Source organism: Vibrio proteolyticus NBRC 13287, assembly GCF_000467125.1.
In the GTDB taxonomy this organism is placed as follows: Bacteria; Pseudomonadota; Gammaproteobacteria; order Enterobacterales; family Vibrionaceae; genus Vibrio; species Vibrio proteolyticus.
In genome coordinates, this window is sequence record NZ_BATJ01000020.1 from 55,990 (window position 1) to 77,251 (window position 21,262).

The following is a 21,262-nucleotide window of genomic DNA, read 5'->3' on the forward strand; positions in this document are numbered from 1 at the left end:
GCCTTTTTCGTGCTGGTCATCGTTACAGATTGGCTTCGCTATCTTGCCCTGCCGTCACCACGATATTACTCTGAGACGCGTGGATACGGAAAGTTTCACCGTCCACAATGCCCTCTTCCGAGTCATCGTTCGCAGTACAGGTGTAGCCGATCGAATAAGTGCCCGGCGCCAGATAGCCGAATTCGTATTCGTAGCTTACGCCGTTATCGTCGGTTGTGACATTGGCGGCGCTCAGTGGCGCAACGCTGCCCGTTCCGGCAAAAGTGCCCATATCAGCTTGGGCGACATCGCCCGAGTACAGGTAAACAGCATGCGCGTAGCCATTACCGGATGGCGAATCCGTTTCGCATGCGCCATAAGTGGCCGTGGCAATCTCCCCTTCAATCTCTCCGGTGGTCACGGTATTAACCAGCGCCACGGACGTACGCTGAATGGTGTAGTTGTCTGGTGACGTGGTGTCCTCTTTGAGGCCACGCCGTAGATCAAACTCCAGGACAAAATCGTCGTTCTGGTTATTAACCGTAAAGGTGTCGTTAAAGTACAACACGCCGGCGTTAGGTTCTTCACCAACCCCTTGAGGGCACTTGCCCTCACCTTTGACCGTCAGCGGATACTGGTTACCGGAAGCGGTTTCAACGACATAAGAAGGGTACTCAGGATGGTCACCGTCGTTGGCGAACACGCACAGTTTGTAGTCACCGTTGCCTAAGACCTGGTCTTCCACCAGAGCCTGCGCGTCACTGCCCTGGAAATCCAGCAGGTTGACACTCAACGGCAACGGTTCCTGACCGTCCGGCAGTGGATCGCCGTTCTCGTCAATCAAATTTCCCTCAGCATCGCGTTTGTACACCTCGACCACAACCGGATCACCGCCACCCAGTGGCAGAAACGCGACTTTGCTGTAGGTCACGACTACTTCGGAGACATCGTCCACCGGCGCATCCGATACCGATAACGTCACTGGTGTGGTTGAGTTCGAATCCGATCCTGAATCTGAACCACAACCAGTCAAAGCCAGAGCCACAGCTCCGGCAACCATCGCCATATTCCAATGTTTCATATGTATTACCTTGAATAAGTGACTTTTCTTATTAACAAATAAAACATTAGCAAACATATGGGCACGCTGCCCCGTTTAAGGGTCAGCGTTTGGTTAGTAAATGGCAATACTCAGGTAAAGTGCGATCCTGCTTCCGCGTGCGCTATTTGAACCCTTTGACTTTTTTAATCAAATCGTAGGCGTTCTGGATTTCCTGCGATTTTTCTTTGGCCACATTCATCATTTCCGGTGGCAGACCTTTCGCCATCAACTTATCAGGATGGTGTTCATTCATCAGTTTGCGATACGCACGCTTGATCGTTTTCGCATCGTCACTCTCACTCACACCAAGCACGTCGTAGGCATCGGCAAGGTGATTGGTCCGAGACGCTTGTTGCCAACCAGACTGATGGGAACGCTGGCCACTTTGCTGCCCGCCCCCATGCTGAAAGCGAAACGCCGCTTCCTGCATCCGCAGACGTTGTTCGAGTTGCTCGGACGAAAAACCCAGGCCACGAGCGATTTTGTGCAGGACATTGCGTTCACTCGGATGCAGGCTGCCATCGGCAAACGCCGCCGATATTTGCAGCTCGAGAAAGAACTGCAATAGGTCAAAACGGCCCCCCGTCGAAATGCGCACCCGCTCCAGCGTGCTTTCAAGCGGAAAATCCGGGCTCTTGCCATCACGGAAAGCGTCCTGCGCTGCACGGCGCTGCTCACCGTGCAGATTCATGCGATCCATCATAATGGTCGCCAGTTCGATCTCCTGCGGTGTCACCTGGCCTTTGGCTTTGGCCACATGTCCCATCACCGCAAACGCTGCTTTAAAGAATTCTTCTTGTTTTTCTGTCTGGCTTGGCCCCGAACCGAATGCGCCGGTACGGAATCCCGCCTGACTCATGCGGCGGGCTTTATCAAACTGGTGGCCGATGAAGATCCCCAGTATGGCGCCAAACGGTCCCCCGAAAAGAAAACCAAAAAAACCGCCCAGGATTTTGCCAAAAATCTGCATTTATGTGCTCTCAATCTATGAATTTTTCTGTGGTTCAGTGGTCTGATAGTGCCGTAAGCTTCAAATTACTTTATGATAAGGGCCGATTTATTTAACATTCGGTCACCTATTCACCGAAGAAATCAAGTTCAACAGGATAGTAAAACTCGATGCCACGTTTTCCCCTAACCCTATTGGCCGCTTCAATCAGTGCTGCTTTTTTTGTGCCTCCGACTCAAGCCGAAGCGACGGTAGAGGATAGTGTGCAGGAACTGCCCGCTATAGATCAATGCTTGATCAATCAGCCAGACCCCGAAAACCCGAACGAACAACCAATTAACGTTGAAGCGGATGCGCTGGAAGCAGTAAACGGCGAAAAAGCGACCTACAGCGGTAACGTGGTTGTCACCCAAGGTAAGAAACGCATTATTGCAGATAACGTCACCCTGCACCAAAAAGAGAACATCGTGGTCGCTGAAGGTAACGTTAACTTCAGCGATGGCCAACTAAAAGGTCTCTCCGATCGCGCCACCAACGATCTCAACACGGATCAGGTGACCTTAGAGAACACCAAGTACAAATTCCTGTGTGAGCCGGGCCGCGGTCATGCGGTCTACATCTCCAAAACTGGCAAAGCCGTGTACGAGATTGAAGACGGCTCGATTACCTCCTGCCCAGACGGTGACAACGCGTGGCGCATGGTCGCCACCAGCATCGACGTTGATCAGAATGAAGAACAGGCCACGTTCTACAACCCACGTTTTGAAATCCAGAACGTGCCGGTATTTTATCTGCCCTGGTTGACCGTGCCGATCGGTGACACGCGTAAAACCGGCTTCCTATACCCGACCGTCTCGTACGGTTCGAGCGACGGTTACGAGATGGAGGTGCCAATTTACTGGAACATCCATCCACAGTACGACTTAACCACCACGTTCAAATACATGTCGGAGCGCGGCACACAGTTGAACGGCGAGTTCCGCTACCTCAACGTGCTGGGTAAAGGTGGCATCGAATTTGAATATCTGCCGGATGATCAGAAATACCAGGAAAAAGGCGATCGCTGGGGTATCCAGTACCGTCACAGCGGTATTTTCCGTCAAGCGTGGAAATTCGACATTGATTATTCCAAAGTCAGTGACATTGATTACTTCTCCGACGTTGACTCCAGCATAGGTAACCGTGAAGACGGCCAGCTGATCCAGGAAGGCGAAGCGACGTACCGCTCCAACAACTGGGACGCGTCAGTACTGGTGCGGGACTTCCAGTTGTTGACCGACGACCCGACCAACACCAACCAGCCGTATCGTCTGATGCCACAGCTGGCGTTTAACTACTACTCACCTGAGCTGATGCGTTATCTGGACTTTGACATGCTGAGCAGCATTTCACGTTTTGATACCGACGCCAGAGGCAAGCCGTCGGCCACCCGCGTCCATATTGAGCCGGGTCTGACCGTGCCGGTGGGCAACACCTGGGGTACCTGGACCACAGAAGCGCGCTTGCTGACCACATACTACCATCAGGATCTGGAAGGAGTGGATCGCACCAATGAGGCGTACGAGAATCTGGACGAGAACCTCACCCGGGTGATCCCGCAGTTCCGCACCCATGCCGGTGTGGTCCTTGAGCGCGGCACCACCTTTATTGATGGCTACACTCAGACGCTGGAACCTCAGGTTCAGTATCTGTACGTGCCGAACGAAAAACAGGACAACATCGGCTGGTACGACACCACGCTGCTGCAAACTGACTACTATGGTCTGTTCCGCAGCCGTAAGTACAGCAGTGTCGACTACATCGCACCAGCCAACCAGGTCAGTTACGGGGCCACCACGCGTTTCTTCGATGATGGCTACAAAGAGCGTCTAAATATCTCGTTTGGTCAGATTTTCTTCCTGGACAAAGGCACGAAAGATTCATCCCCTTACGAAGACAGCAACAACGATGAAGACACCAACTACTCCGCTTGGGCAGTAGAGATGGACTTCAACTATGCAGATGCGCTGTTCTACCATGGTGGGATTCAGTATGACATCGACTCCAGCTCGGTTCAGTCCGCCAACAGCACGCTGGAATACCGTTTCAATGCGGGCTACGTGCAGACCAACTACCGTTACGTCGATAAAGACTACATTGATGAAACCGTCACTTTTAACACCGACAACATCACCAAAGACGGCATCTCCCAGCTCGGTCTGCTGGGCAGTTACAAGCTGAACCGCAACTGGTCGGCCAGTGCTCAGTACTTCTACGACCTGACCATAGATCAAGACATCGAATGGTTGGCTAACCTGAACTACCGTTCAGACTGCTGGTACATCGGCTTTACCTACAGTAACCAGCTGCGTAAATGGGACCCATCGTTCGGTGCTTACCCAGACGCAGATCCTGAATATGAGAACAACTTCAGTGTTAACTTCGGTATCATCGGTTTCGGTACCTCAGTCGGATCAGACTCCAGTGCAACTGGTGTCAGCGGTGCTGGCAATGCTCTGGGCTACGGCCGCCCATTCTTCTTGAACAACTAATGATCTCGGTCTGCCTCACAGGCAGACCGGTTTTATAGATAGGACGATAAATGAAATCCTGGAAAGCTACCCTCATCACTCTGCTGACAACCTGCACAGTGACCCTGGCCCACGCTGCACCGCGTGAGCTGGATCAGATCGCGGTCATCGTCAACGACGGTGTGGTATTGCAAAGTGACATCTACTCAGCGATGAAAACCATTCGCGCCAATGCCAAGAAAAACGCGCAAACCCTGCCACCAGATTCGGTCCTGAAAGAACAGGTGACCGAGAAGCTGATCATGGACACCATTCAGCAACAAGAAGCAGAGCGTATCGGTGTGCGTGTTGACGACAACCGTCTCAACCAAGCCATTGGTGACATTGCGCAGAAAAACGACCAGTCGCTGGAGCAACTGCAGGCGGCTGTGGCAGCAGAAGGTCTGACCTGGGCGGATTACCGTGAGCAGATCCGTAAAGAGATCGCCGCCAGTGAAGCGCGCAATGCGCTGGTTCGTCGCCGCATCAATATTTTACCGGCCGAAGTAGACAACCTGGCAAACCTGCTGGCTCAGGAAACCAATGCCACGGTGCAGTATAAAATCTCCCATATCCAGTTGCGCGTCGACGAAGGCGTCGATAAAGCCGACGTTGAGAAACAAGCCAACGATCTGGTCGCGAAACTCAAATCCGGCGCAGACTTCGCAACCATGGCATACACTTACTCGAAAGGACCAAAAGCACTGCAAGGCGGTGACTGGGGCTGGATGCGCAAAGAAGAGATGCCAACCATTTTTGCCGATCAAATCAGCTTTCAGAGCAAAGGCACGATTATCGGACCGTTTCGCAGCGGTGTCGGTTTCCACATTCTGAAAATCGACGACGTGAAAGGTCTGGAGACAGTGGCAGTAACGGAAGTCAACGCGCGCCACATTCTGATCAAGCCGACCGTCATCCTCAGCGATGAGGGGGCACAAAAAGAGCTGAATGACTTTATCCGTCAAATTCGAGAAGGCAAAGCCAGCTTTGCAGAACTGGCGAAACAGTACAGTCAGGATCCGGGCTCGGCCGCTCAGGGCGGTAGCCTGGGCTATCAAACCCCGGATCTGTACGTACCAGAATTCAAGCATCAGGTCGAAACTCTGCCAATTGGGCAAATCAGTGAGCCATTCAAAACCGTACACGGCTGGCACATTGTTGAAGTAATGGCGCGTCGTCAGGTTGACCGCACCGATGCTGCGCTGAAAAACAAAGCTTACCGAATTTTGTTTAATCGTAAATTCAATGAAGAAGCCAGTGCATGGCTGCAAGAAATGCGGGCCAGTGCCTTTGTTGAACAACTGAATGACGAAAACGATGGCAACAACTAAACGAATCGTGGTGACCGCCGGTGAGCCGGCGGGGATTGGACCGGATCTGGTGCTGGCTCTCTCAACAGAAAGCTGGGAACACCAGATTGTCGTCAGTGCCGACAAGTCGCTGTTGGCCGAGCGCGCCAAGCAACTTGGCGTTGAGGTCAAGCTGCTCGACTACGATGCTGCCAAAGCTCCTGTGGCGCAAACCGCAGGCTCATTGGTGGTGGACCATATTCCTCTGGCAGCGCCTTGCAGCACTGGACAACTGGATGAAGCCAACGGTCACTACGTATTAAAAACACTGGAAAGAGCCGCTTTGGGCTGTATGAGCGGTGAATTTGATGCTATTGTCACCGGCCCTGTGCACAAGGGGGTGATCAACCGGGCAGGCGTTGCGTTCAGCGGACACACAGAATTCTTCGCGGAAAAGTCAGCAACACCGCTGGTAGTAATGATGCTGGCAACCGAAGGGCTGCGTGTGGCACTGGTGACCACTCACATTCCATTGGCCTATGTGTCTAAAGCCGTCACCAGCGAACGTCTGGAAAAAATCATTCATATCCTGCATCAGGATCTGGTTGAGAAATTTGCCATTGAGCAACCCAAGATATATGTCTGCGGACTGAACCCACACGCTGGCGAAGACGGCTGTCTGGGGATGGAAGAGATCGAAACCATCTCTCCGACACTGGAGCGGCTGCGCGACGAACATGGCATGAATCTGGTCGGCCCGTTGCCGGCGGATACGATCTTCAACCAGAAATACCTCGACGAGGCCGATGCCGTACTGGGCATGTACCACGACCAGGTGTTGCCGGTTCTGAAGTTTAAAGGCTTCGGCCGTTCAGTAAATATCACCCTTGGTCTACCCTTTATAAGAACTTCGGTCGATCACGGTACCGCTCTCGATCTGGCAGGGACAGGACGAGCGGACACAGGGAGCTTTAGAACAGCACTGACACACGCTATTGAATTAGTAGAAAAGCAACCGAATTAATTTTTTGAGATGACTATGAGAAATGATGTCCATTTAGGGCACAAAGCGCGTAAACGTTTTGGTCAAAACTTTCTGAACGATCCGTATATCATTGATGGCATTGTCTCAGCCATCAACCCAAAACCAGGCCAGAATCTGGTTGAGATCGGCCCGGGCCTGGGCGCTATTACCGAACCGGTTGGCCGCGAAATCGATAAGATGACCGTGATTGAACTCGATCGCGATCTGGCGGAGCGTTTACGCAACCACCCGGAACTGGCAGACAAACTGACCATTCATGAAGGCGATGCCATGCGCTTTGACTTCACACAACTGGTCAAGCCAAACAACAAGTTACGTATTTTCGGTAACCTGCCTTACAACATCTCTACGCCGCTGATGTTCCACCTGTTTGAGTTCCATAAAGACATTCAGGACATGCACTTTATGCTGCAAAAAGAGGTGGTCAACCGCTTGGCCGCCGGCCCTGGCAGCAAAGCGTATGGTCGCCTGACCGTCATGGCGCAGTACTACTGTAAAGTCATGCCTGTACTGGAAGTGCCACCAACGGCGTTTGTCCCGCCACCAAAAGTAGATTCAGCGGTTGTGCGTCTGGTGCCTTATGAAGATCTACCGCACCCGGCCACCAGTCTCAAATGGCTGGATCGCGTCTGCCGCGAAGGCTTCAATCAACGCCGTAAAACCGTGCGAAACTGCTACAAAGGCCTGCTGGGTGACAACGAGTTTGAACAACTGGGCATCAACTCAGGCGTTCGTCCGGAGAATCTGACTCTGGAGCAGTTTGTCGCGATGGCCAACTGGCTGGACGCTCACCACCAATAATTGCATCATCAAGCCGATAGCACTGCTATCGGCTTTTGTCTGTTAAGACAAGTAAGGAGTTGCCATGGACGTATCCTCACCTTGCATCAAAGTTCAGGTTCACACCAAATACATCGCCGAGCAATCCAATCCGGAACTGCAGCGCTATGTGTTTGCCTACATGATCACGATTAAAAACCTCAGTACAGAAACCGTGCAGCTGATCAGCAGACGCTGGTTAATCACCGATGCTAACGGCAAACAAATGTCGGTAGAAGGTGAAGGCGTTGTCGGCAAGCAGCCGTTTATCGACGGCAACGACGAATACACCTACAGCAGTGGAACGGCACTGGAAACCCCGGTCGGCGTCATGCAAGGCCAGTACATCATGCACGACAGTAAAGGCGTGGAATTCAGCGCTGAAATCGATCCGTTCCGCCTGGCGGTACCGAATGTGCTGAACTAACCGAACGGAGTTGCTGTGTCGACATATATTGTTGGTGATATTCAAGGTTGCTTTGATGAGTTGCAGGCACTGCTGACTCAGGCCGGCTTTTGCGCGGACAACGATCACTTATGGCTGGCGGGTGACTTAGTGGCCAGAGGCCCCAAATCCCTTGAGACACTGCGTTTTGTACGCGATCTGGGCGACAACGCGACCGTGGTACTGGGGAATCATGATCTGCATCTTCTGGCCGTATCGCTTGGGATCCACAAAGTCAAAAAGAAAGATCAAACCCAGCCGATTTTCGACGCACCGGATCGCGACGAGTTGCTGGCCTGGTTGCGTCAACAGCCCCTGTTGGCGGAACACGATCAGTTTGTGATGGCCCATGCTGGGATCTCCCCGCAATGGGATCTGGATACCGCGCGTCAGTGCGCCCGAGAAGTAGAGCACGTGCTACGCAGTGAACACTGGCCTTGGCTAATTGAGCATATGTACAGCAACACGCCGGATTTCTGGCAGCCGACCTTATCAGGGCTGGAGCGTTATCGTTACATCATCAATGCGTATACCCGGATGCGCTTTTGCTTGCCGGACGGACGACTCGACATGGCATGTAAGCTGCCCCCTAACGAGGTCAGTCCCCAGGAACTGATGCCCTGGTTCCGTTTACCGCAACGCATTCAGTTGGCAAAACCGGTTTTGTTTGGTCATTGGGCGGCGTTGGAAGGTTATCAGGGAGAAAGTGTGATCGGACTCGATACCGGCTGTGTCTGGGGCGGCAGCCTCACGATGCTCCGTTGGGAAGATCAGCGCTGGTTCCATCAACCTGCTCTGACGACCGCCTGAGATTACGCCCACCGGAGGGGTGGGCGATGACATCAACGGCGTTGCCAGATGGTAAAACGCATATCGTAAGCGTTTTTCTCATCCCGGGCATACTCTTCACTGTGGATCTCTTCAAACGCTTCTCCCCAATCAGGAAACCGGGTGTCACCATCCACTTGGGTGTCAATGAACGTCAGATATAATTTGTCAGCTTGCGGCAGGCAAGTCCGATAGATGCTACCGCCGCCGATAATCATCACCTCTTCCGCATCGCCAGCGGCTTCCAGCGCCGATTCAATTGAGGTCACGGTGGTCACGCCGTCAATGATAAGCGATGCATCACGACTGATAACGATGTTCATCCGTCCCGGCAGAGGACGGCCAATTGAATCATACGTTTTGCGCCCCATCACCACCGGCTTGCCTAACGTACAGCGCTTAAACCAGGCGAAATCCGCAGGTAAATGCCATGGCATTTGATTGTCTTTGCCAATGATACGCTGCTCTGCCATCGCGGCAATCATACTGATGATCATAACTTTTCCTATCTAAACAATCGGTCGACGACGGTAGAATAACAGCCCGGGAACGGCCAGACCAACCGCCAGACCGGCAATAATGAACATCGCCTTGAGAAAGTTTTCCATCAGCGTCGCAATTAAGGCTGGCTGATAGCCCAGATGATTGATTTCGACCATAGCAATCATGGCTTTAAACGCAAACACCCCAGGCACCATAGGGATCAATGCTGCCACAGTAAACACTTTCGGGTGGGCGAGGAATTTGTGCGACCAGTGCACGCCGATCATTCCCACCAACGTTGCGGCAAAAAACGTCGCCCACTCAATCGGAATGCCAAACTGCATCATCAGATAACGCGCACCGTGCCCCAGCGCGCCGCCCAATGCACAGTACTTGAGTGCCGGCACTGGCACATTAAACACCAGAGCAAATCCCACCGCCGGAATGGCGGCAAAAAACATGTCATTGAGTAATCCCAGCAACAGCGTCCAACTCAGCATCTCACCACCCCCATACGCCGATCAGCGTCATCGCAGCCACAATACCTAAGCTCGTCGCCAACGTCAGCAAGCTGGCCATGGTAAACCGTGCAATCCCCATATTGATGTAGCCTTTCAACATGTCAGCAACGGCATTGATCAATGGAAATCCCGGTACCAGCATCAGTACGGACGACGCCATCGCCAGTTCAGGGCGATTACCAATTTGCAATGTCACCGCCTGAGCGGAAATCACGGTGGTGACAAAGGCTGTTGCGGTGAAGTTGAGCAGTGGATTGAAATGGCGGTGACCGATCTCCTGGCGCACCACCATACCAACCGATGAAGCGAGAAACGTCATCGTAAACACACTCCAGTCACCGCCTGCCAGCCGGCTGAACGAAGCACAGGACAAGCCAATCATCACCAGCACCAACCAGCGGTTGTAACGCGCCGGGCTGATCTTCTCCAATTTGTGCTGCGCCATCGGCGGATCAATGATGCCACGCTCGAGCATGATACAAATCCGTTGTACCTGTGTGACCACACGCATGTTGATGCCACGATCCGGGCAACGCCGGGCAGTGGTAATACAATGCCCGTCGTACACCGTGGTGATCACCAGCGAGCTGGCGGACAACGAGACTTCCACCTCATTCATGCCACTCGCAAGTCCGATACGACGCATAATATCACCCACCAACGTACTCTCTGCGCCATGGGCCAGTAACATTTGCCCGGCCTGGGCAATTAAACGGGACACCGCCCGCTGTTCCGATGCCATAGTGTGTCTCTAACTCCATTTAGGTATCGCGTTATTGTGCCTGAAAACATCAGTCAGAATCATGATTTAGACACAAAAAAGCCGCAATAGACATTGCGGCTTTTTAACGGATTTCAATCAGTCGCGAACGTAGATAACGTGCCCGTCATCTTCTTCGTCGTCCCAATCTTCATCATCCCAGTCATCTTCGGTGACCACATTGTCACCGGCCATCGCGTCTTTGTGGTAGTCATCCCACATAAACTCGACTTTTTCTTCATCACTGCGCTCTTCCACATCGCGCGGCAGCGTTTCCATGAAGTCCGCCAGTTTGTAGCACAGCTCTTTGGTGCCCTGTTTATTCACCGCAGAGATCTTGAAGTATTGCTCTTCCCAGCCCAGAGCGTCGAGGATCCGTTGGATCACTTCGTCCGCTTCCTCTTCCGGCATCAGATCAACCTTGTTGAAAACCAGCCAACGTGGTTTATCCGCCAGTTTCTCACTGTACTGTTCCAGCTCATCGATGATCGTCAGCGCATTTTCAACCGGATCGGATTGATCGATCGGCATGATATCGATCATATGCAGCAAAACACGACAACGTTCCAGGTGCTTCAGGAAGCGAATGCCCAAGCCCGCGCCGTCCGCAGCGCCCTCAATCAGACCCGGAATGTCCGCCACCACAAAGCTCTTTTCAGGGACCACACTCACCACACCCAAGCTCGGGATCAACGTGGTAAACGGATAGTCCGCCACTTTAGGTTTGGCCGCCGATACCGCACGGATGAAGGTTGACTTACCCGCGTTTGGCAAACCAAGCATACCGACATCCGCCAGCAGCAACAGTTCCAGCCGCAGTTCACGCACTTCACCTTTGGTACCCATTGTCTTTTGGCGCGGCGCACGGTTGACCGAAGACTTAAAACGGGTGTTACCCAGTCCGTGCCAGCCACCTTTCGCCACCATGACCTTTTTGCCGTGCTCAGCCACTTCACCGACAATTTCATTGGTATGAATGTCGACCGCTCGCGTCCCCACCGGAACACGCATGACTTTGTCTTTACCGCGCTTACCGGTACAGTTACCACCGCGGCCATTTTCACCGCGTTCCGCTTCATAGAAGCGCTGGAAGCGGTAATCAATCAAGGTATTAAGGTTCTCATCGGCTTCGATGTAAACATCACCACCGTCGCCACCGTCGCCACCATCCGGGCCACCTTTCGCAACGAATTTTTCACGCCAGAAGCTGACGACACCGTTGCCGCCATCGCCTGCCTGAACTTTAATTACCGCTTCATCAACGAACTTCATTTTTCCTCCACTCGTTTGCGTGGGAAGTCAATATAAGTCTAGTAAACCTTAGACTGTAGATCCCAGTCTCCCCGCTTGCTAGGGTCTAGGGTCTAAGGTCTTTGCTCTCTGTATAAATAAAAAACCCCGCCGAATCGGCAGGGCTTTTGAATTCAGCTAGAAACCTAAATTATTCAGCTTCGATGCTTACGAATTTACGGTTTTTAGGACCTTTCGTCTCAAACTTAACTTTGCCGTCAGTCAGAGCGAACAGAGTGTGGTCTTTACCTAGGCCAACGTTGTTACCAGCGTGGAATTTAGTACCACGTTGACGAACAATGATGTTACCTGCTAGTACCGATTCACCACCGAAACGCTTAACACCAAGACGTTTGCTTTCTGAATCGCGGCCGTTACGAGTAGAACCACCAGCTTTTTTGTGTGCCATTGTTAAACTCTCCTATTAGATTAAGCGTTGATACCAGTGATCTTCACTTCAGTGAACCACTGACGGTGACCCTGTTGCTTACGAGAGTGCTTACGACGACGGAACTTAACGATTTTAACTTTATCGCCACGACCGTGCTGTACTACTTCAGCAACAACTTTGCCACCCTCTACAAGAGGTGCACCAACTTGAATGTTTTCACCGTTAGCAACCAGCAGAACTTTATCAAATTCTACAGTTGCGCCAGTTTCAACGTCTAATTTCTCTAAACGAAGAGTTTGACCTTCGCTTACACGGTGTTGTTTACCACCAGATTGGAAAACAGCGTACATATTTTACTCCGCTTTTTCCGCACAGCCTTTTCATGAGGGTGTGCGCTAAACTAATCATCAATAGGGCGCAGATTCTACAGAAAGGATGCCCCTATGACAAGCCATATTTTGAAAAAATTGGCGAAAAGCTAATCGCCAAAGAAAAGTGCCGCAATCATGCCTTTAAGCAATGTATTTATCAACGTTTTTTAGTGTATTATTCAAGAATTAAAGTAGATAAAAGACCTTATGGGTTCTAACCTCAGCCGGATTTACAATGGATTTTAAAGCTATCCAAGCGCTTACTGCCGACGACATGGCAAAAGTGAATGAAACAATTCAAGCCCAACTTAACTCTGACGTTTCTCTAATCAATCAGCTCGGTTTTTATATCGTTAGTGGGGGAGGTAAGCGTCTGCGTCCCCTTTTGGCGGTCTTGTCCGCTCGCGCACTGGGTTATCAGGGCAACGGCCATACCATGGCAGCGGCCTTCATTGAATTCATCCACACGGCGACACTCTTGCACGATGACGTGGTGGACGAGTCCGATATGCGCCGGGGCAAAGCGACCGCCAATGCGGCGTTTGGCAATGCAGCCAGCGTACTGGTCGGGGATTTTATCTACACCCGTTCGTTCCAGATGATGACGGAACTGGGATCCATGAAGATCCTCAAACTGATGAGTGATGCGGTGAACGTGATCGCCGAAGGTGAAGTGCAGCAACTGATGAACTGCAACGATCCGGACACCACCGAAGAGAGTTACATGCAGGTCATCTACTCAAAAACCGCTCGTCTGTTCGAAGCCGCCACCCAAATTGGTGCCATTCTGACCGATTCATCGCAAGAGATCGAACTGGCTCTGCAGAACTATGGCAAGTACCTGGGCACTGCATTCCAGTTGATTGATGACGTGATGGATTACAGCTCTGACGGCGAAGAAATGGGCAAAAACGTCGGCGATGACCTCGCAGAAGGAAAACCGACACTGCCACTGCTGCACGCCATGCGTCATGGTAACGCCGAGCAAGCCACCATGATTCGGGAAGCGATAGAGAAAGCTAACGGAATGGAACGACTGAACGACATTCTGGCGGTTATGGACCAGGCCGGTTCTCTGGAGTACACCACGCAAAAAGCGCTGCAAGAAGCGGATAAAGCGATTGCCGAACTGGCGGTACTGCCCGACTCAGAATACAAACAAGCGTTGATCGCTCTGGCTCATTTGTCGGTCAACCGCAGCAAGTAACTCAGCGGTACGACATCCAGAGTAAAGGGGAGCCAGGCTCCCCTTTATGGTATCTGTGGCTCAGTAATAGCGTTCGCAGCCAGTGTGCAGTTGTGGGTTAAATTCGATCTCTCCGGCATCCACGGCCAGTTGCTCATGAGTGTCCTGTTTTTCCAGCAACACCGATTGAGTTTCACGGTCGACCACCAGTACGGTCCCCACACCTTGTGAACACTCCACCACCATGCCTTTTCTAATTTGCGCTATGTCCATCTCTCCCTCCCGCAACGCATGACTTGGGGTTCCCTTTAAGTTTACGCCATACACGATCATCAGGATCAAAAAAGCCGATCCACAGGATCGGCTTGCAACACACGGTTAGACTGGCTTATTTAACAAACTCAACACCGGTCTCAATATCGCCTTGCAGCGTTGTCAACATACCTTCCAGCGCAGCTTGCTCATACTGGCTCAGGGCGCCATAACTTAGGATTTCATCCACCCCGTCTTTACCCAGTTTCACTGGCTGTGCAAAGAACGGCGCGTGTTGACCGTCACCTTCAACATAAGCACATTCCACCACTCCAGGTTCACCCTGAAGTGCTTTCACCAGAGACAGGCCAAAGCGACACGCCGCCTGACCCATAGACAGAGTTGCCGAGCCGCCGCCCGCTTTCGCTTCCACCACTTCGGTACCCGCATTCTGGATACGTTTGGTCAGAGCATCGATCTCTTCTGCGGTAAATTCAACGCCTTCGACCTGAGACAACAAAGGCAGAATTGTCACGCCCGAGTGGCCGCCGATCACAGGCACGCGGATCTCGCCTGGATCTTTGTCTTTCAGTTCAGCGACGAACGTTTCCGAGCGGATCACGTCCAGCGTTGTCACACCAAACAGTTTACGCTTGTCGTATACACCTGCTTTTTTCAGCACTTCAGCTGCGATTGGCACTGTGGTGTTGACTGGGTTCGTGATGATACCGATACACGCCGTTGGGCATACTACCGCGATCTTTTCCGCCAGTGATTTTACGATACCGGCATTCACATTAAACAGATCCGCACGATCCATACCCGGCTTACGCGCAACACCTGCAGAGATCAGGACCACGTCTGCACCTTCCAGTGCTGGCGTTGGATCTTCACCTGCGTAACCTTTGATCGATACAGGCGTTGGGATATGACTCAGATCGGCCGCCACACCTGGCGTAACCGGAGCAATGTCGTACAGGGCTAAATCAGAACCCGCAGGAAGGCGGTTTTTAAGAAGAAGGGCTAGGGCTTGACCGATGCCACCAGCGGCACCAATAACAGCTACTTTCATTGTAGTTCTCCTTGAGAGTAGATCTCTTATTACATTCTTGTAGGGCATTCTATATAAACAGCTGCACTCAACCTATAGCAATCACAAGTTGATTACAATCAATTAACGTCAGCTTTGCGACTTTGCGCAACTCCACTTTTTCGTGCTACACCGACAGCGGTGATTATCATATTAATTACCTTAATGACAAAGAGTTACATCGATAATTCTCAGTAAAGTGGTGAAAGTTTACAGTGATGTGTTAGACAGTTTTGCACCTGGGTTTGGCGCCGAGTGCATGACTATGCGAAAATATGCACCAGCTGATTTTCCGAAGCAGAAGAAGAACTATGCGTAATTCAGAGAAACAAGATAATTTGGTCCGCGCGTTTAAAGCGCTGTTGAAAGAAGAGCGCTTTGGCTCTCAGGGCGACATTGTTGAAGCGCTCAAGCACGAAGGCTTTGAGAACATCAACCAGTCCAAAGTCTCACGTATGCTGACCAAATTTGGTGCAGTACGTACGCGCAATGCCAAAATGGAGATGGTTTACTGTCTGCCAGCCGAATTAGGCGTTCCGACGGTCTCCAGCTCGCTGCGTGAACTGGTACTGGATGTCGACCATAACCAAGCCCTGGTGGTCATTCACACTGGTCCGGGTGCGGCGCAGTTGATTGCCCGTCTGCTGGATTCGCTCGGCAAGTCGGAAGGCATTCTGGGTGTCGTCGCGGGTGATGACACTATTTTCATTACCCCGACCCTGAACGTCACCACAGAGCAACTGTTTCAGTCCGTATGTGAACTGTTTGAATACACTGGATAAATTCCACTTTCCGCTCTTTCATATAAGTCACGCCAATTTTTTAACGCGTGACTTATATCACATCTTTAAAAATCAAAGGCTTGCTGGTTAGTTAATCATAAACTGATGATTAATAAGAGAATTAGCCCATATTTTCGCCATGCAAATCTGCTTACATTTTAGCCCAATTCTCTATATTTTTTAACATCCTTGTAATTATCTGCCAATTTTTTGCTATTATTCAGGCACTTTTTCAACTCGCGGATTTGAAAAAGATGCCGTTTCCAGTATGGGAAACTCCCCCAGCGACTACACTTGCGGTGGGTTAATAATAAATAAAGGAAGGGAAATTCATGGCATTTAAAAATTTGATTAAGGTCGGTGCGATTGCAGCCGCAGTAATGGGTGCAGGCGCGGTTAACGCTCAGGAATTCATCACGATTGGTACCGGTTCCGTCACCGGCGTTTACTACCCGACTGGTGGGGCGATCTGTAAGCTGGTGAACAAAGGCCGTAAGGATCACAACATCCGTTGTTCGGTAGAGTCAACCGGCGGTTCGATCTACAACGTCAATACCATTCGCGCCGGCGAGCTGGATTTCGGTATCGTTCAGTCAGATTGGCAATACCACGGCTACAACGGCACCAGTAAGTTTGCCGAGCAAGGCCCATACAAAAAACTTCGCGCGATGTTCTCTCTGCACACCGAACCTTTTAACATCATCGCTCGTGCAGACTCAGGCATCGAGAACGTGACCGATCTGGCTGGAAAACGTGTCAACATCGGTAACCCAGGCTCAGGTGACCGCGCGACAATGGGCGTGGTGATGGAAGCCATGGGCTGGACCAACGACAGTTTCAAACTGGCGTCAGAGCTGAAAGGTTCTGAGCGCTCGCAAGCCCTGTGCGACAACAAAATCGACGCATTTATCTATATGGTTGGTCACCCGAACGGTTCGATTAAAGAGGCCACCACATCTTGTGACGCGAAACTGGTACCTGCGACTGGCCCACAGATCGACAAGATCGTCGCAGACAACCCATACTACGCTTACAGCAAGGTTCCTGCCGGCATGTATCGTGGCACAGATAAAGACGTGAAGAGCTTTGGTGTTGCCGCCACTATGGTGACATCCACCGACGTGTCCGACGACGTGGCTTACAATGTGGCGAAAGCGGTATTCGAAAACTTTGATACCTTCAAACGTCTTCACCCGGCATTCGCCAACCTGAAAAAAGAAGACATGGTGAAAGCCGGTCTGTCTATCCCTCTGCATCCGGGTGCGGAAAAATACTACAAAGAAGTGGGTTTGCTGAAGTAATTCAGCCCTGCTGACGGGGAGGTCGCCAGACCTCCCTACCATCCTCATACCTTTGGTTTTCTTCCTTTTGGAAAGCCACCTTTCGTACAACCTGAGAAAACAACTTGCTCTCAATCCACTACACTGAGTAGTGGCAAAGTCGTGGTCCAAACACTGACAGGCAGGACCGTTTATAATAAGGATAAAGTACATGACGCAGACAAATCATTCGTCGCAAGATGTGCAAGACATGGTGGCTCAGTCCGATACCGGAGCCCGTAATCCAAGTGGCATTCCGGGCCGCATCTTGTGGTTTGTACCGCTGTGCTGGTCACTCTTCCAGCTTTGGTACGCTTCACCTCTACCGTTCATTTTTGACTTTGGTGTCCTCAATGACACCCAGGCTCGCTCTATTCATTTGACCTTCGCCATCTTTCTAGCGTTCACCGCCTATCCGGCGTTGAAGCACTCTTCCCGTGATCATATCCCTCTGATCGACTGGGTGCTGGCGCTGGCTGGCAGCTTCTCGGCGGCCTATATTTACCTGTTCTATGCGGAGCTGGCTGGGCGCTCTGGGGCCCCTACCACACTGGACATTGTCGTTTCAGTGATTGGTATGTTGCTGCTGCTTGAGGCCACCCGACGTGCGCTCGGTCCACCGCTGATGATCGTCGCCGCCGTCTTCCTGCTGTACACCTTCGGCGGCCCGTATATGCCCGATGTGATCGCCCACAAAGGGGCCAGCCTGAACAAAGCCATGTCACACTTGTGGCTGACGACCGAAGGGGTGTTTGGGGTTGCCCTGGGCGTCTCTACCTCGTTCGTGTTCCTGTTTGTTCTGTTTGGGGCCATGCTTGAGCGCGCAGGTGCTGGCGCCTACTTCATCAAAGTAGCGTTTTCCTTGTTAGGTCACATGCGTGGTGGCCCGGCCAAAGCCGCCGTGGTGGCCTCCGGTCTGTCTGGCCTAGTGTCTGGCTCCTCGATTGCTAACGTCGTGACCACCGGGACTTTCACCATTCCGCTGATGAAACGGGTCGGTTTTCCGGGCACCAAAGCTGGTGCTGTAGAAGTTGCCGCGTCCACCAATGGACAGCTCACACCACCGATCATGGGCGCTGCAGCCTTCCTAATGGTGGAATACGTGGGTATTTCTTACGTTGAAGTGATCAAAGCTGCGCTGCTGCCCGCGCTGATCTCCTACATCGCCCTGATCTACATCGTTCATCTGGAAGCATGCAAAGCGGGCATGACCGGCCTGCCACGTCGTCATAATCCGACGCTGCTGCAAAGCATGCTGTCATTTACCGGTACCATTTTGGGGCTGTGCGTGCTCAGCGCACTGGTTTACTATGGCGTGGGCTGGACCAAGGACGTCTTTGGCGCCGCCGCCACTCCGATTGTCACCGCAGTGCTGCTTATCGCGTACGTTTTGCTGGTACGTATCTCATCGCGCTTTGCCCACGAGGGCGATATTGAAATCGACGCCGATATTCAAGAAGTGCCTGATTCCGGCCCGACGATCAAGTCCGGCCTGCATTACCTGCTCCCTATCGTGGTTCTGGTGTGGTGTCTGACCGTCGAGCGTTTCTCACCGGGCCTGTCCGCATTCTGGGCAACCGTGTTTATGATCTTTATTCTGATCACCCAGCGTCCGTTGATGGCGATCTTTAACCAGAGCAACGACATGGGGGAACAGACCAAAGCCGGGTTTGTTGATCTGGCAGAGAGTCTGGTGTCCGGTGCGCGCAATATGATCGGCATCGGGGTGGCGACCGCCGCCGCTGGGACCGTCGTCGGTGTCGTGACCTTAACCGGTATTGGTCTGGTAATGACCGATTTCGTTGAGTTCATTTCTGGCGGTAGTGTGATCTTGATGCTGCTGTTTACCGCGGTGATCAGTTTGATTCTGGGCATGGGCCTGCCAACCACCGCTAACTACATCGTGGTGTCAACACTAATGGCTCCGGTGATCGTCACATTGGGCGCCCAGCACGGCATGATCATTCCGTTGATCGCGGTGCATCTGTTTGTGTTCTACTTCGGTATTTTGGCCGACGATACGCCTCCGGTAGGTCTGGCGGCCTTCGCCGCTGCCGCGATCGCCAAATCGGATCCGATCCGAACCGGTATTCAGGGTTTCACATACGATATCCGAACCGCCATTTTGCCGTTCATGTTCATCTTCAATACCCAGCTGTTGCTGATCGGCATCGACAGTTGGTGGCATCTGATGCTCACGGTGATCTCCTCGATCATCGCCATGTTGATCTTCTCCGCAGCCACTCAGGGGTGGTGGTTCACCAAGAACCGCTGGTGGGAGACTCTGCTGCTTCTGGTTCTGACTTTTTCCTTCTTCCGTCCGGGCTTCTGGTGGGACATGGTGTACCCAGCGAAGGTTATTACCCCAGGCGTTGAGATAGCGCAAGTTGTCGAACAACTGCATGTAGGACAATCGCTGGAACTGAAAGTCAGTGGCGACAATCTCGAAGGTGAACACATTGAGAAAATCGTCAGCCTGCCGTTTGACGAACAGGCCACCAGCGCCAAAGCGCGTCTCAGCTCGATGGGACTGACTCTGACTCAAAGCGACGGCAAAATGCTGGTCGATATGGTGGAATTCGGTAGTCCAGCAGAAGCGGCCGGTATTGACTTTGATTGGGAGATCGAGTCGATCGTTCAAGAAGCAGATCGTCCGATGAAAGAGTGGGTGTTCATTCCGGCCTTGTTGATCTTGATCGCTCTGGGTCTGAATCAGAAACGTCGCGCACGTCGTATACCGGTCAGCGCATAACAGAATCAGGCTCCGCAAGCCGGAGCCTGACACAAAGGATCAAGTGGCACAAGCCACCCGACAAGAGAATGACCTATGTTTAAACAAATCCTGGTTCCCGTTGACCTCAATGAAAAAGGCTTTTCCGATAAAGCCGTTCAACTGGCGGTTTGGCACGCCAAACATTCCAACGCCGAAGTGCATCTTTTGACGGTATTACCGGGGATTCACATGTCGATGGTCGCAACTTACTTCCCCAAAGACGCTGCCAAGAAAATGAAAGCCGATGTGAAAGCCCAACTAAAACAGTTTGCGGAAAAGCAGATAGATGATGAGGTGGTGTACCAGATCCATGTGGCTGAAGGAAAAGCCTACCGAACCATCCTCGACTACGCGGACAAACTCGGTGCGGATCTTATCGTGATGCCAAGTCACAAGCGTTCCAAAATGGACAAAGTCATGCTTGGCTCTGTGGCCAGCAAAGTGGTTCAGAGCTCACCTATCAATGTGCTCGTGGTGAAACCACAGGGCTGAAACCAATCTGGCGCCAGTAGGCGCCTTTTTTATTCAGCGCTACATTAATAGTTTTTGCCTATTGATATTATTGAAATATTCCATTTTATTTTATGAGAATGATTATCAATAATAGTCATATCGAGACAACCACTCATCAGGCATTCACTATGAAAAAAACGCTCAGTTTTGCAACGATTCATTTTACTATCGCATTCACCGTGGCGTACGTGCTGACCGGAGATATCATTGTAGGCAGCCTGATCGCGATGATTGAACCTATGGTCAACACGGTGGCGTTCTACTTTCACGAAAAAGCGTGGAACACATTTTCCTCACTAAAAACACTCGCCCGATCTGCACGGATCAAAACCACCAGCTTCGCCGTGGTGCACTTCAGTGTGGCGTTCAGCGTGGTATACGTGTTGACTGGTGACGCATTTGTCGGTGGCATCATGGCGGCGATTGAACCAACCATTAATACCTGTGCGTACTATTTCCATGAGACCTTCTGGCAACGTAAGCAGTCATCAAAACAGTCATTCAGTCTGGTTTGCACGCACTGATC

22 protein-coding genes are annotated in these 21,262 nt (G+C 51.8%); 12 read left to right on the forward strand and 10 right to left on the reverse strand.

Annotated features, from left to right (window positions below; translation table 11 throughout):
- Nucleotides 1-22: 22 nt before the first annotated feature.
- Together VPR01S_RS18195 and djlA are read right to left on the reverse strand one after the other, a co-directional pair.
- Complete coding sequence (locus VPR01S_RS18195) at nt 23-1,060, reverse strand: DUF4382 domain-containing protein (RefSeq protein ID WP_040903101.1); 1,038 nt, start codon at nt 1,058-1,060, stop codon at nt 23-25.
- A 142-nt stretch (nt 1,061-1,202) separates the two neighbouring features.
- Complete coding sequence (djlA, locus tag VPR01S_RS18200) at nt 1,203-2,051, reverse strand: co-chaperone DjlA (RefSeq protein WP_021706841.1); 849 nt, start codon at nt 2,049-2,051, stop codon at nt 1,203-1,205.
- Nucleotides 2,052-2,200: 149 nt separating this feature from the next.
- Here djlA and lptD point away from each other — a divergent pair, with 149 nt between their 5' ends.
- The 6 genes from lptD to apaH all read left to right on the forward strand — a co-directional run bounded on the left by lptD (nt 2,201) and on the right by apaH (nt 8,987).
- Nucleotides 2,201-4,561: an LPS assembly protein LptD gene (gene lptD / locus VPR01S_RS18205; protein ID WP_021706842.1), complete on the forward strand. Its 2,361-nt coding sequence runs from the start codon at nt 2,201-2,203 to the stop codon at nt 4,559-4,561.
- A gap of 50 nt (nt 4,562-4,611) precedes the next feature.
- The gene (surA, locus tag VPR01S_RS18210; RefSeq protein WP_021706843.1) at nt 4,612-5,910 is read left to right on the forward strand and encodes a peptidylprolyl isomerase SurA; all 1,299 of its coding nucleotides are present in this window, start codon (nt 4,612-4,614) and stop codon (nt 5,908-5,910) included.
- Nucleotides 5,897-6,892, forward strand: a complete 996-nt coding sequence (gene pdxA / locus VPR01S_RS18215; RefSeq protein ID WP_040903102.1) for a 4-hydroxythreonine-4-phosphate dehydrogenase PdxA — start codon at nt 5,897-5,899, stop codon at nt 6,890-6,892. Before surA ends, pdxA begins: the two co-directional genes overlap by 14 nt.
- A gap of 15 nt (nt 6,893-6,907) precedes the next feature.
- A complete protein-coding gene (gene rsmA / locus VPR01S_RS18220) occupies nt 6,908-7,714 on the forward strand; it encodes a 16S rRNA (adenine(1518)-N(6)/adenine(1519)-N(6))-dimethyltransferase RsmA (protein WP_021706845.1) in 807 nt (268 codons plus the stop codon).
- A gap of 64 nt (nt 7,715-7,778) precedes the next feature.
- Nucleotides 7,779-8,159 (forward strand): Co2+/Mg2+ efflux facilitator ApaG/CorD, encoded by a 381-nt coding sequence (gene apaG / locus VPR01S_RS18225; protein ID WP_021706846.1) that lies wholly within the window; start codon nt 7,779-7,781, stop codon nt 8,157-8,159.
- Nucleotides 8,160-8,174: 15 nt separating this feature from the next.
- Nucleotides 8,175-8,987, forward strand: a complete 813-nt coding sequence (apaH, locus tag VPR01S_RS18230; RefSeq protein ID WP_021706847.1) for a bis(5'-nucleosyl)-tetraphosphatase (symmetrical) ApaH — start codon at nt 8,175-8,177, stop codon at nt 8,985-8,987.
- Nucleotides 8,988-9,019: 32 nt separating this feature from the next.
- On the opposite strand, the gene folA is transcribed toward apaH, so the two are convergent.
- The 6 genes from folA to rplU form a co-directional block, all read right to left on the reverse strand.
- On the reverse strand, nt 9,020-9,502 hold the full coding sequence (gene folA, locus VPR01S_RS18235) for a type 3 dihydrofolate reductase (RefSeq protein WP_021706848.1): 483 nt from the start codon (nt 9,500-9,502) through the stop codon (nt 9,020-9,022).
- 12 nt (nt 9,503-9,514) lie between these two features.
- Nucleotides 9,515-9,988, reverse strand: a complete 474-nt coding sequence (locus VPR01S_RS18240) for a threonine/serine exporter family protein (RefSeq protein WP_021706849.1) — start codon at nt 9,986-9,988, stop codon at nt 9,515-9,517.
- Nucleotide 9,989: 1 nt separating this feature from the next.
- Nucleotides 9,990-10,751 carry a threonine/serine exporter family protein gene (locus tag VPR01S_RS18245; protein WP_021706850.1) on the reverse strand — a complete coding sequence of 254 codons (762 nt, stop codon included), beginning with the start codon at nt 10,749-10,751 and terminating at the stop codon, nt 9,990-9,992.
- 117 nt (nt 10,752-10,868) lie between these two features.
- Nucleotides 10,869-12,041 (reverse strand): Obg family GTPase CgtA, encoded by a 1,173-nt coding sequence (gene cgtA / locus VPR01S_RS18250; protein WP_021706851.1) that lies wholly within the window; start codon nt 12,039-12,041, stop codon nt 10,869-10,871.
- 169 nt (nt 12,042-12,210) lie between these two features.
- A complete protein-coding gene (gene rpmA / locus VPR01S_RS18255) occupies nt 12,211-12,468 on the reverse strand; it encodes a 50S ribosomal protein L27 (RefSeq protein WP_021706852.1) in 258 nt (85 codons plus the stop codon).
- A gap of 20 nt (nt 12,469-12,488) precedes the next feature.
- Nucleotides 12,489-12,800, reverse strand: a complete 312-nt coding sequence (gene rplU / locus VPR01S_RS18260; RefSeq protein ID WP_021706853.1) for a 50S ribosomal protein L21 — start codon at nt 12,798-12,800, stop codon at nt 12,489-12,491.
- Nucleotides 12,801-13,056: 256 nt separating this feature from the next.
- Between rplU and ispB the strand changes: the two genes are divergently transcribed.
- Nucleotides 13,057-14,028 (forward strand): octaprenyl diphosphate synthase, encoded by a 972-nt coding sequence (gene ispB, locus VPR01S_RS18265; RefSeq protein ID WP_021706854.1) that lies wholly within the window; start codon nt 13,057-13,059, stop codon nt 14,026-14,028.
- Between the two features lie 60 nt (nt 14,029-14,088).
- Here ispB and VPR01S_RS18270 read toward each other — a convergent pair whose 3' ends face one another.
- Nucleotides 14,089-14,280: a hypothetical protein gene (locus VPR01S_RS18270; protein ID WP_040903103.1), complete on the reverse strand. Its 192-nt coding sequence runs from the start codon at nt 14,278-14,280 to the stop codon at nt 14,089-14,091.
- 115 nt (nt 14,281-14,395) lie between these two features.
- A complete protein-coding gene (gene mdh / locus VPR01S_RS18275; protein ID WP_021706856.1) occupies nt 14,396-15,331 on the reverse strand; it encodes a malate dehydrogenase in 936 nt (311 codons plus the stop codon).
- Between the two features lie 329 nt (nt 15,332-15,660).
- Here mdh and argR point away from each other — a divergent pair, with 329 nt between their 5' ends.
- From argR to VPR01S_RS18300, 5 genes are all read left to right on the forward strand, one after another.
- Complete coding sequence (gene argR, locus VPR01S_RS18280; RefSeq protein WP_021706857.1) at nt 15,661-16,131, forward strand: transcriptional regulator ArgR; 471 nt, start codon at nt 15,661-15,663, stop codon at nt 16,129-16,131.
- 332 nt (nt 16,132-16,463) lie between these two features.
- Nucleotides 16,464-17,432: a TAXI family TRAP transporter solute-binding subunit gene (locus VPR01S_RS18285; protein ID WP_021706858.1), complete on the forward strand. Its 969-nt coding sequence runs from the start codon at nt 16,464-16,466 to the stop codon at nt 17,430-17,432.
- Nucleotides 17,433-17,622: 190 nt separating this feature from the next.
- Nucleotides 17,623-20,202: a TRAP transporter permease gene (locus VPR01S_RS18290; protein ID WP_021706859.1), complete on the forward strand. Its 2,580-nt coding sequence runs from the start codon at nt 17,623-17,625 to the stop codon at nt 20,200-20,202.
- 75 nt (nt 20,203-20,277) lie between these two features.
- Nucleotides 20,278-20,715: a universal stress protein gene (locus VPR01S_RS18295; protein ID WP_021706860.1), complete on the forward strand. Its 438-nt coding sequence runs from the start codon at nt 20,278-20,280 to the stop codon at nt 20,713-20,715.
- A gap of 149 nt (nt 20,716-20,864) precedes the next feature.
- On the forward strand, nt 20,865-21,260 hold the full coding sequence (locus tag VPR01S_RS18300) for a DUF2061 domain-containing protein (RefSeq protein WP_021706861.1): 396 nt from the start codon (nt 20,865-20,867) through the stop codon (nt 21,258-21,260).
- Nucleotides 21,261-21,262 lie beyond the last annotated feature (2 nt).

Bases quoted from the DNA above. Each gene is read 5' to 3' on its own strand.
- VPR01S_RS18195 (WP_040903101.1), bottom strand. From the start codon at position 1,060: ATGAAACATTGGAATATGGCGATGGTTGCCGGAGCTGTGGCTCTGGCT.
- djlA (WP_021706841.1), bottom strand. From the start codon at position 2,051: ATGCAGATTTTTGGCAAAATCCTGGGCGGTTTTTTTGGTTTTCTTTTC.
- lptD (WP_021706842.1), top strand. From the start codon at position 2,201: ATGCCACGTTTTCCCCTAACCCTATTGGCCGCTTCAATCAGTGCTGCT.
- surA (WP_021706843.1), top strand. From the start codon at position 4,612: ATGAAATCCTGGAAAGCTACCCTCATCACTCTGCTGACAACCTGCACA.
- pdxA (WP_040903102.1), top strand. From the start codon at position 5,897: ATGGCAACAACTAAACGAATCGTGGTGACCGCCGGTGAGCCGGCGGGG.
- rsmA (WP_021706845.1), top strand. From the start codon at position 6,908: ATGAGAAATGATGTCCATTTAGGGCACAAAGCGCGTAAACGTTTTGGT.
- apaG (WP_021706846.1), top strand. From the start codon at position 7,779: ATGGACGTATCCTCACCTTGCATCAAAGTTCAGGTTCACACCAAATAC.
- folA (WP_021706848.1), bottom strand. From the start codon at position 9,502: ATGATCATCAGTATGATTGCCGCGATGGCAGAGCAGCGTATCATTGGC.
- VPR01S_RS18240 (WP_021706849.1), bottom strand. From the start codon at position 9,988: ATGCTGAGTTGGACGCTGTTGCTGGGATTACTCAATGACATGTTTTTT.
- VPR01S_RS18245 (WP_021706850.1), bottom strand. From the start codon at position 10,751: ATGGCATCGGAACAGCGGGCGGTGTCCCGTTTAATTGCCCAGGCCGGG.
- cgtA (WP_021706851.1), bottom strand. From the start codon at position 12,041: ATGAAGTTCGTTGATGAAGCGGTAATTAAAGTTCAGGCAGGCGATGGC.
- rpmA (WP_021706852.1), bottom strand. From the start codon at position 12,468: ATGGCACACAAAAAAGCTGGTGGTTCTACTCGTAACGGCCGCGATTCA.
- rplU (WP_021706853.1), bottom strand. From the start codon at position 12,800: ATGTACGCTGTTTTCCAATCTGGTGGTAAACAACACCGTGTAAGCGAA.
- ispB (WP_021706854.1), top strand. From the start codon at position 13,057: ATGGATTTTAAAGCTATCCAAGCGCTTACTGCCGACGACATGGCAAAA.
- VPR01S_RS18270 (WP_040903103.1), bottom strand. From the start codon at position 14,280: ATGGACATAGCGCAAATTAGAAAAGGCATGGTGGTGGAGTGTTCACAA.
- mdh (WP_021706856.1), bottom strand. From the start codon at position 15,331: ATGAAAGTAGCTGTTATTGGTGCCGCTGGTGGCATCGGTCAAGCCCTA.
- argR (WP_021706857.1), top strand. From the start codon at position 15,661: ATGCGTAATTCAGAGAAACAAGATAATTTGGTCCGCGCGTTTAAAGCG.
- VPR01S_RS18285 (WP_021706858.1), top strand. From the start codon at position 16,464: ATGGCATTTAAAAATTTGATTAAGGTCGGTGCGATTGCAGCCGCAGTA.
- VPR01S_RS18290 (WP_021706859.1), top strand. From the start codon at position 17,623: ATGACGCAGACAAATCATTCGTCGCAAGATGTGCAAGACATGGTGGCT.
- VPR01S_RS18295 (WP_021706860.1), top strand. From the start codon at position 20,278: ATGTTTAAACAAATCCTGGTTCCCGTTGACCTCAATGAAAAAGGCTTT.
- VPR01S_RS18300 (WP_021706861.1), top strand. From the start codon at position 20,865: ATGAAAAAAACGCTCAGTTTTGCAACGATTCATTTTACTATCGCATTC.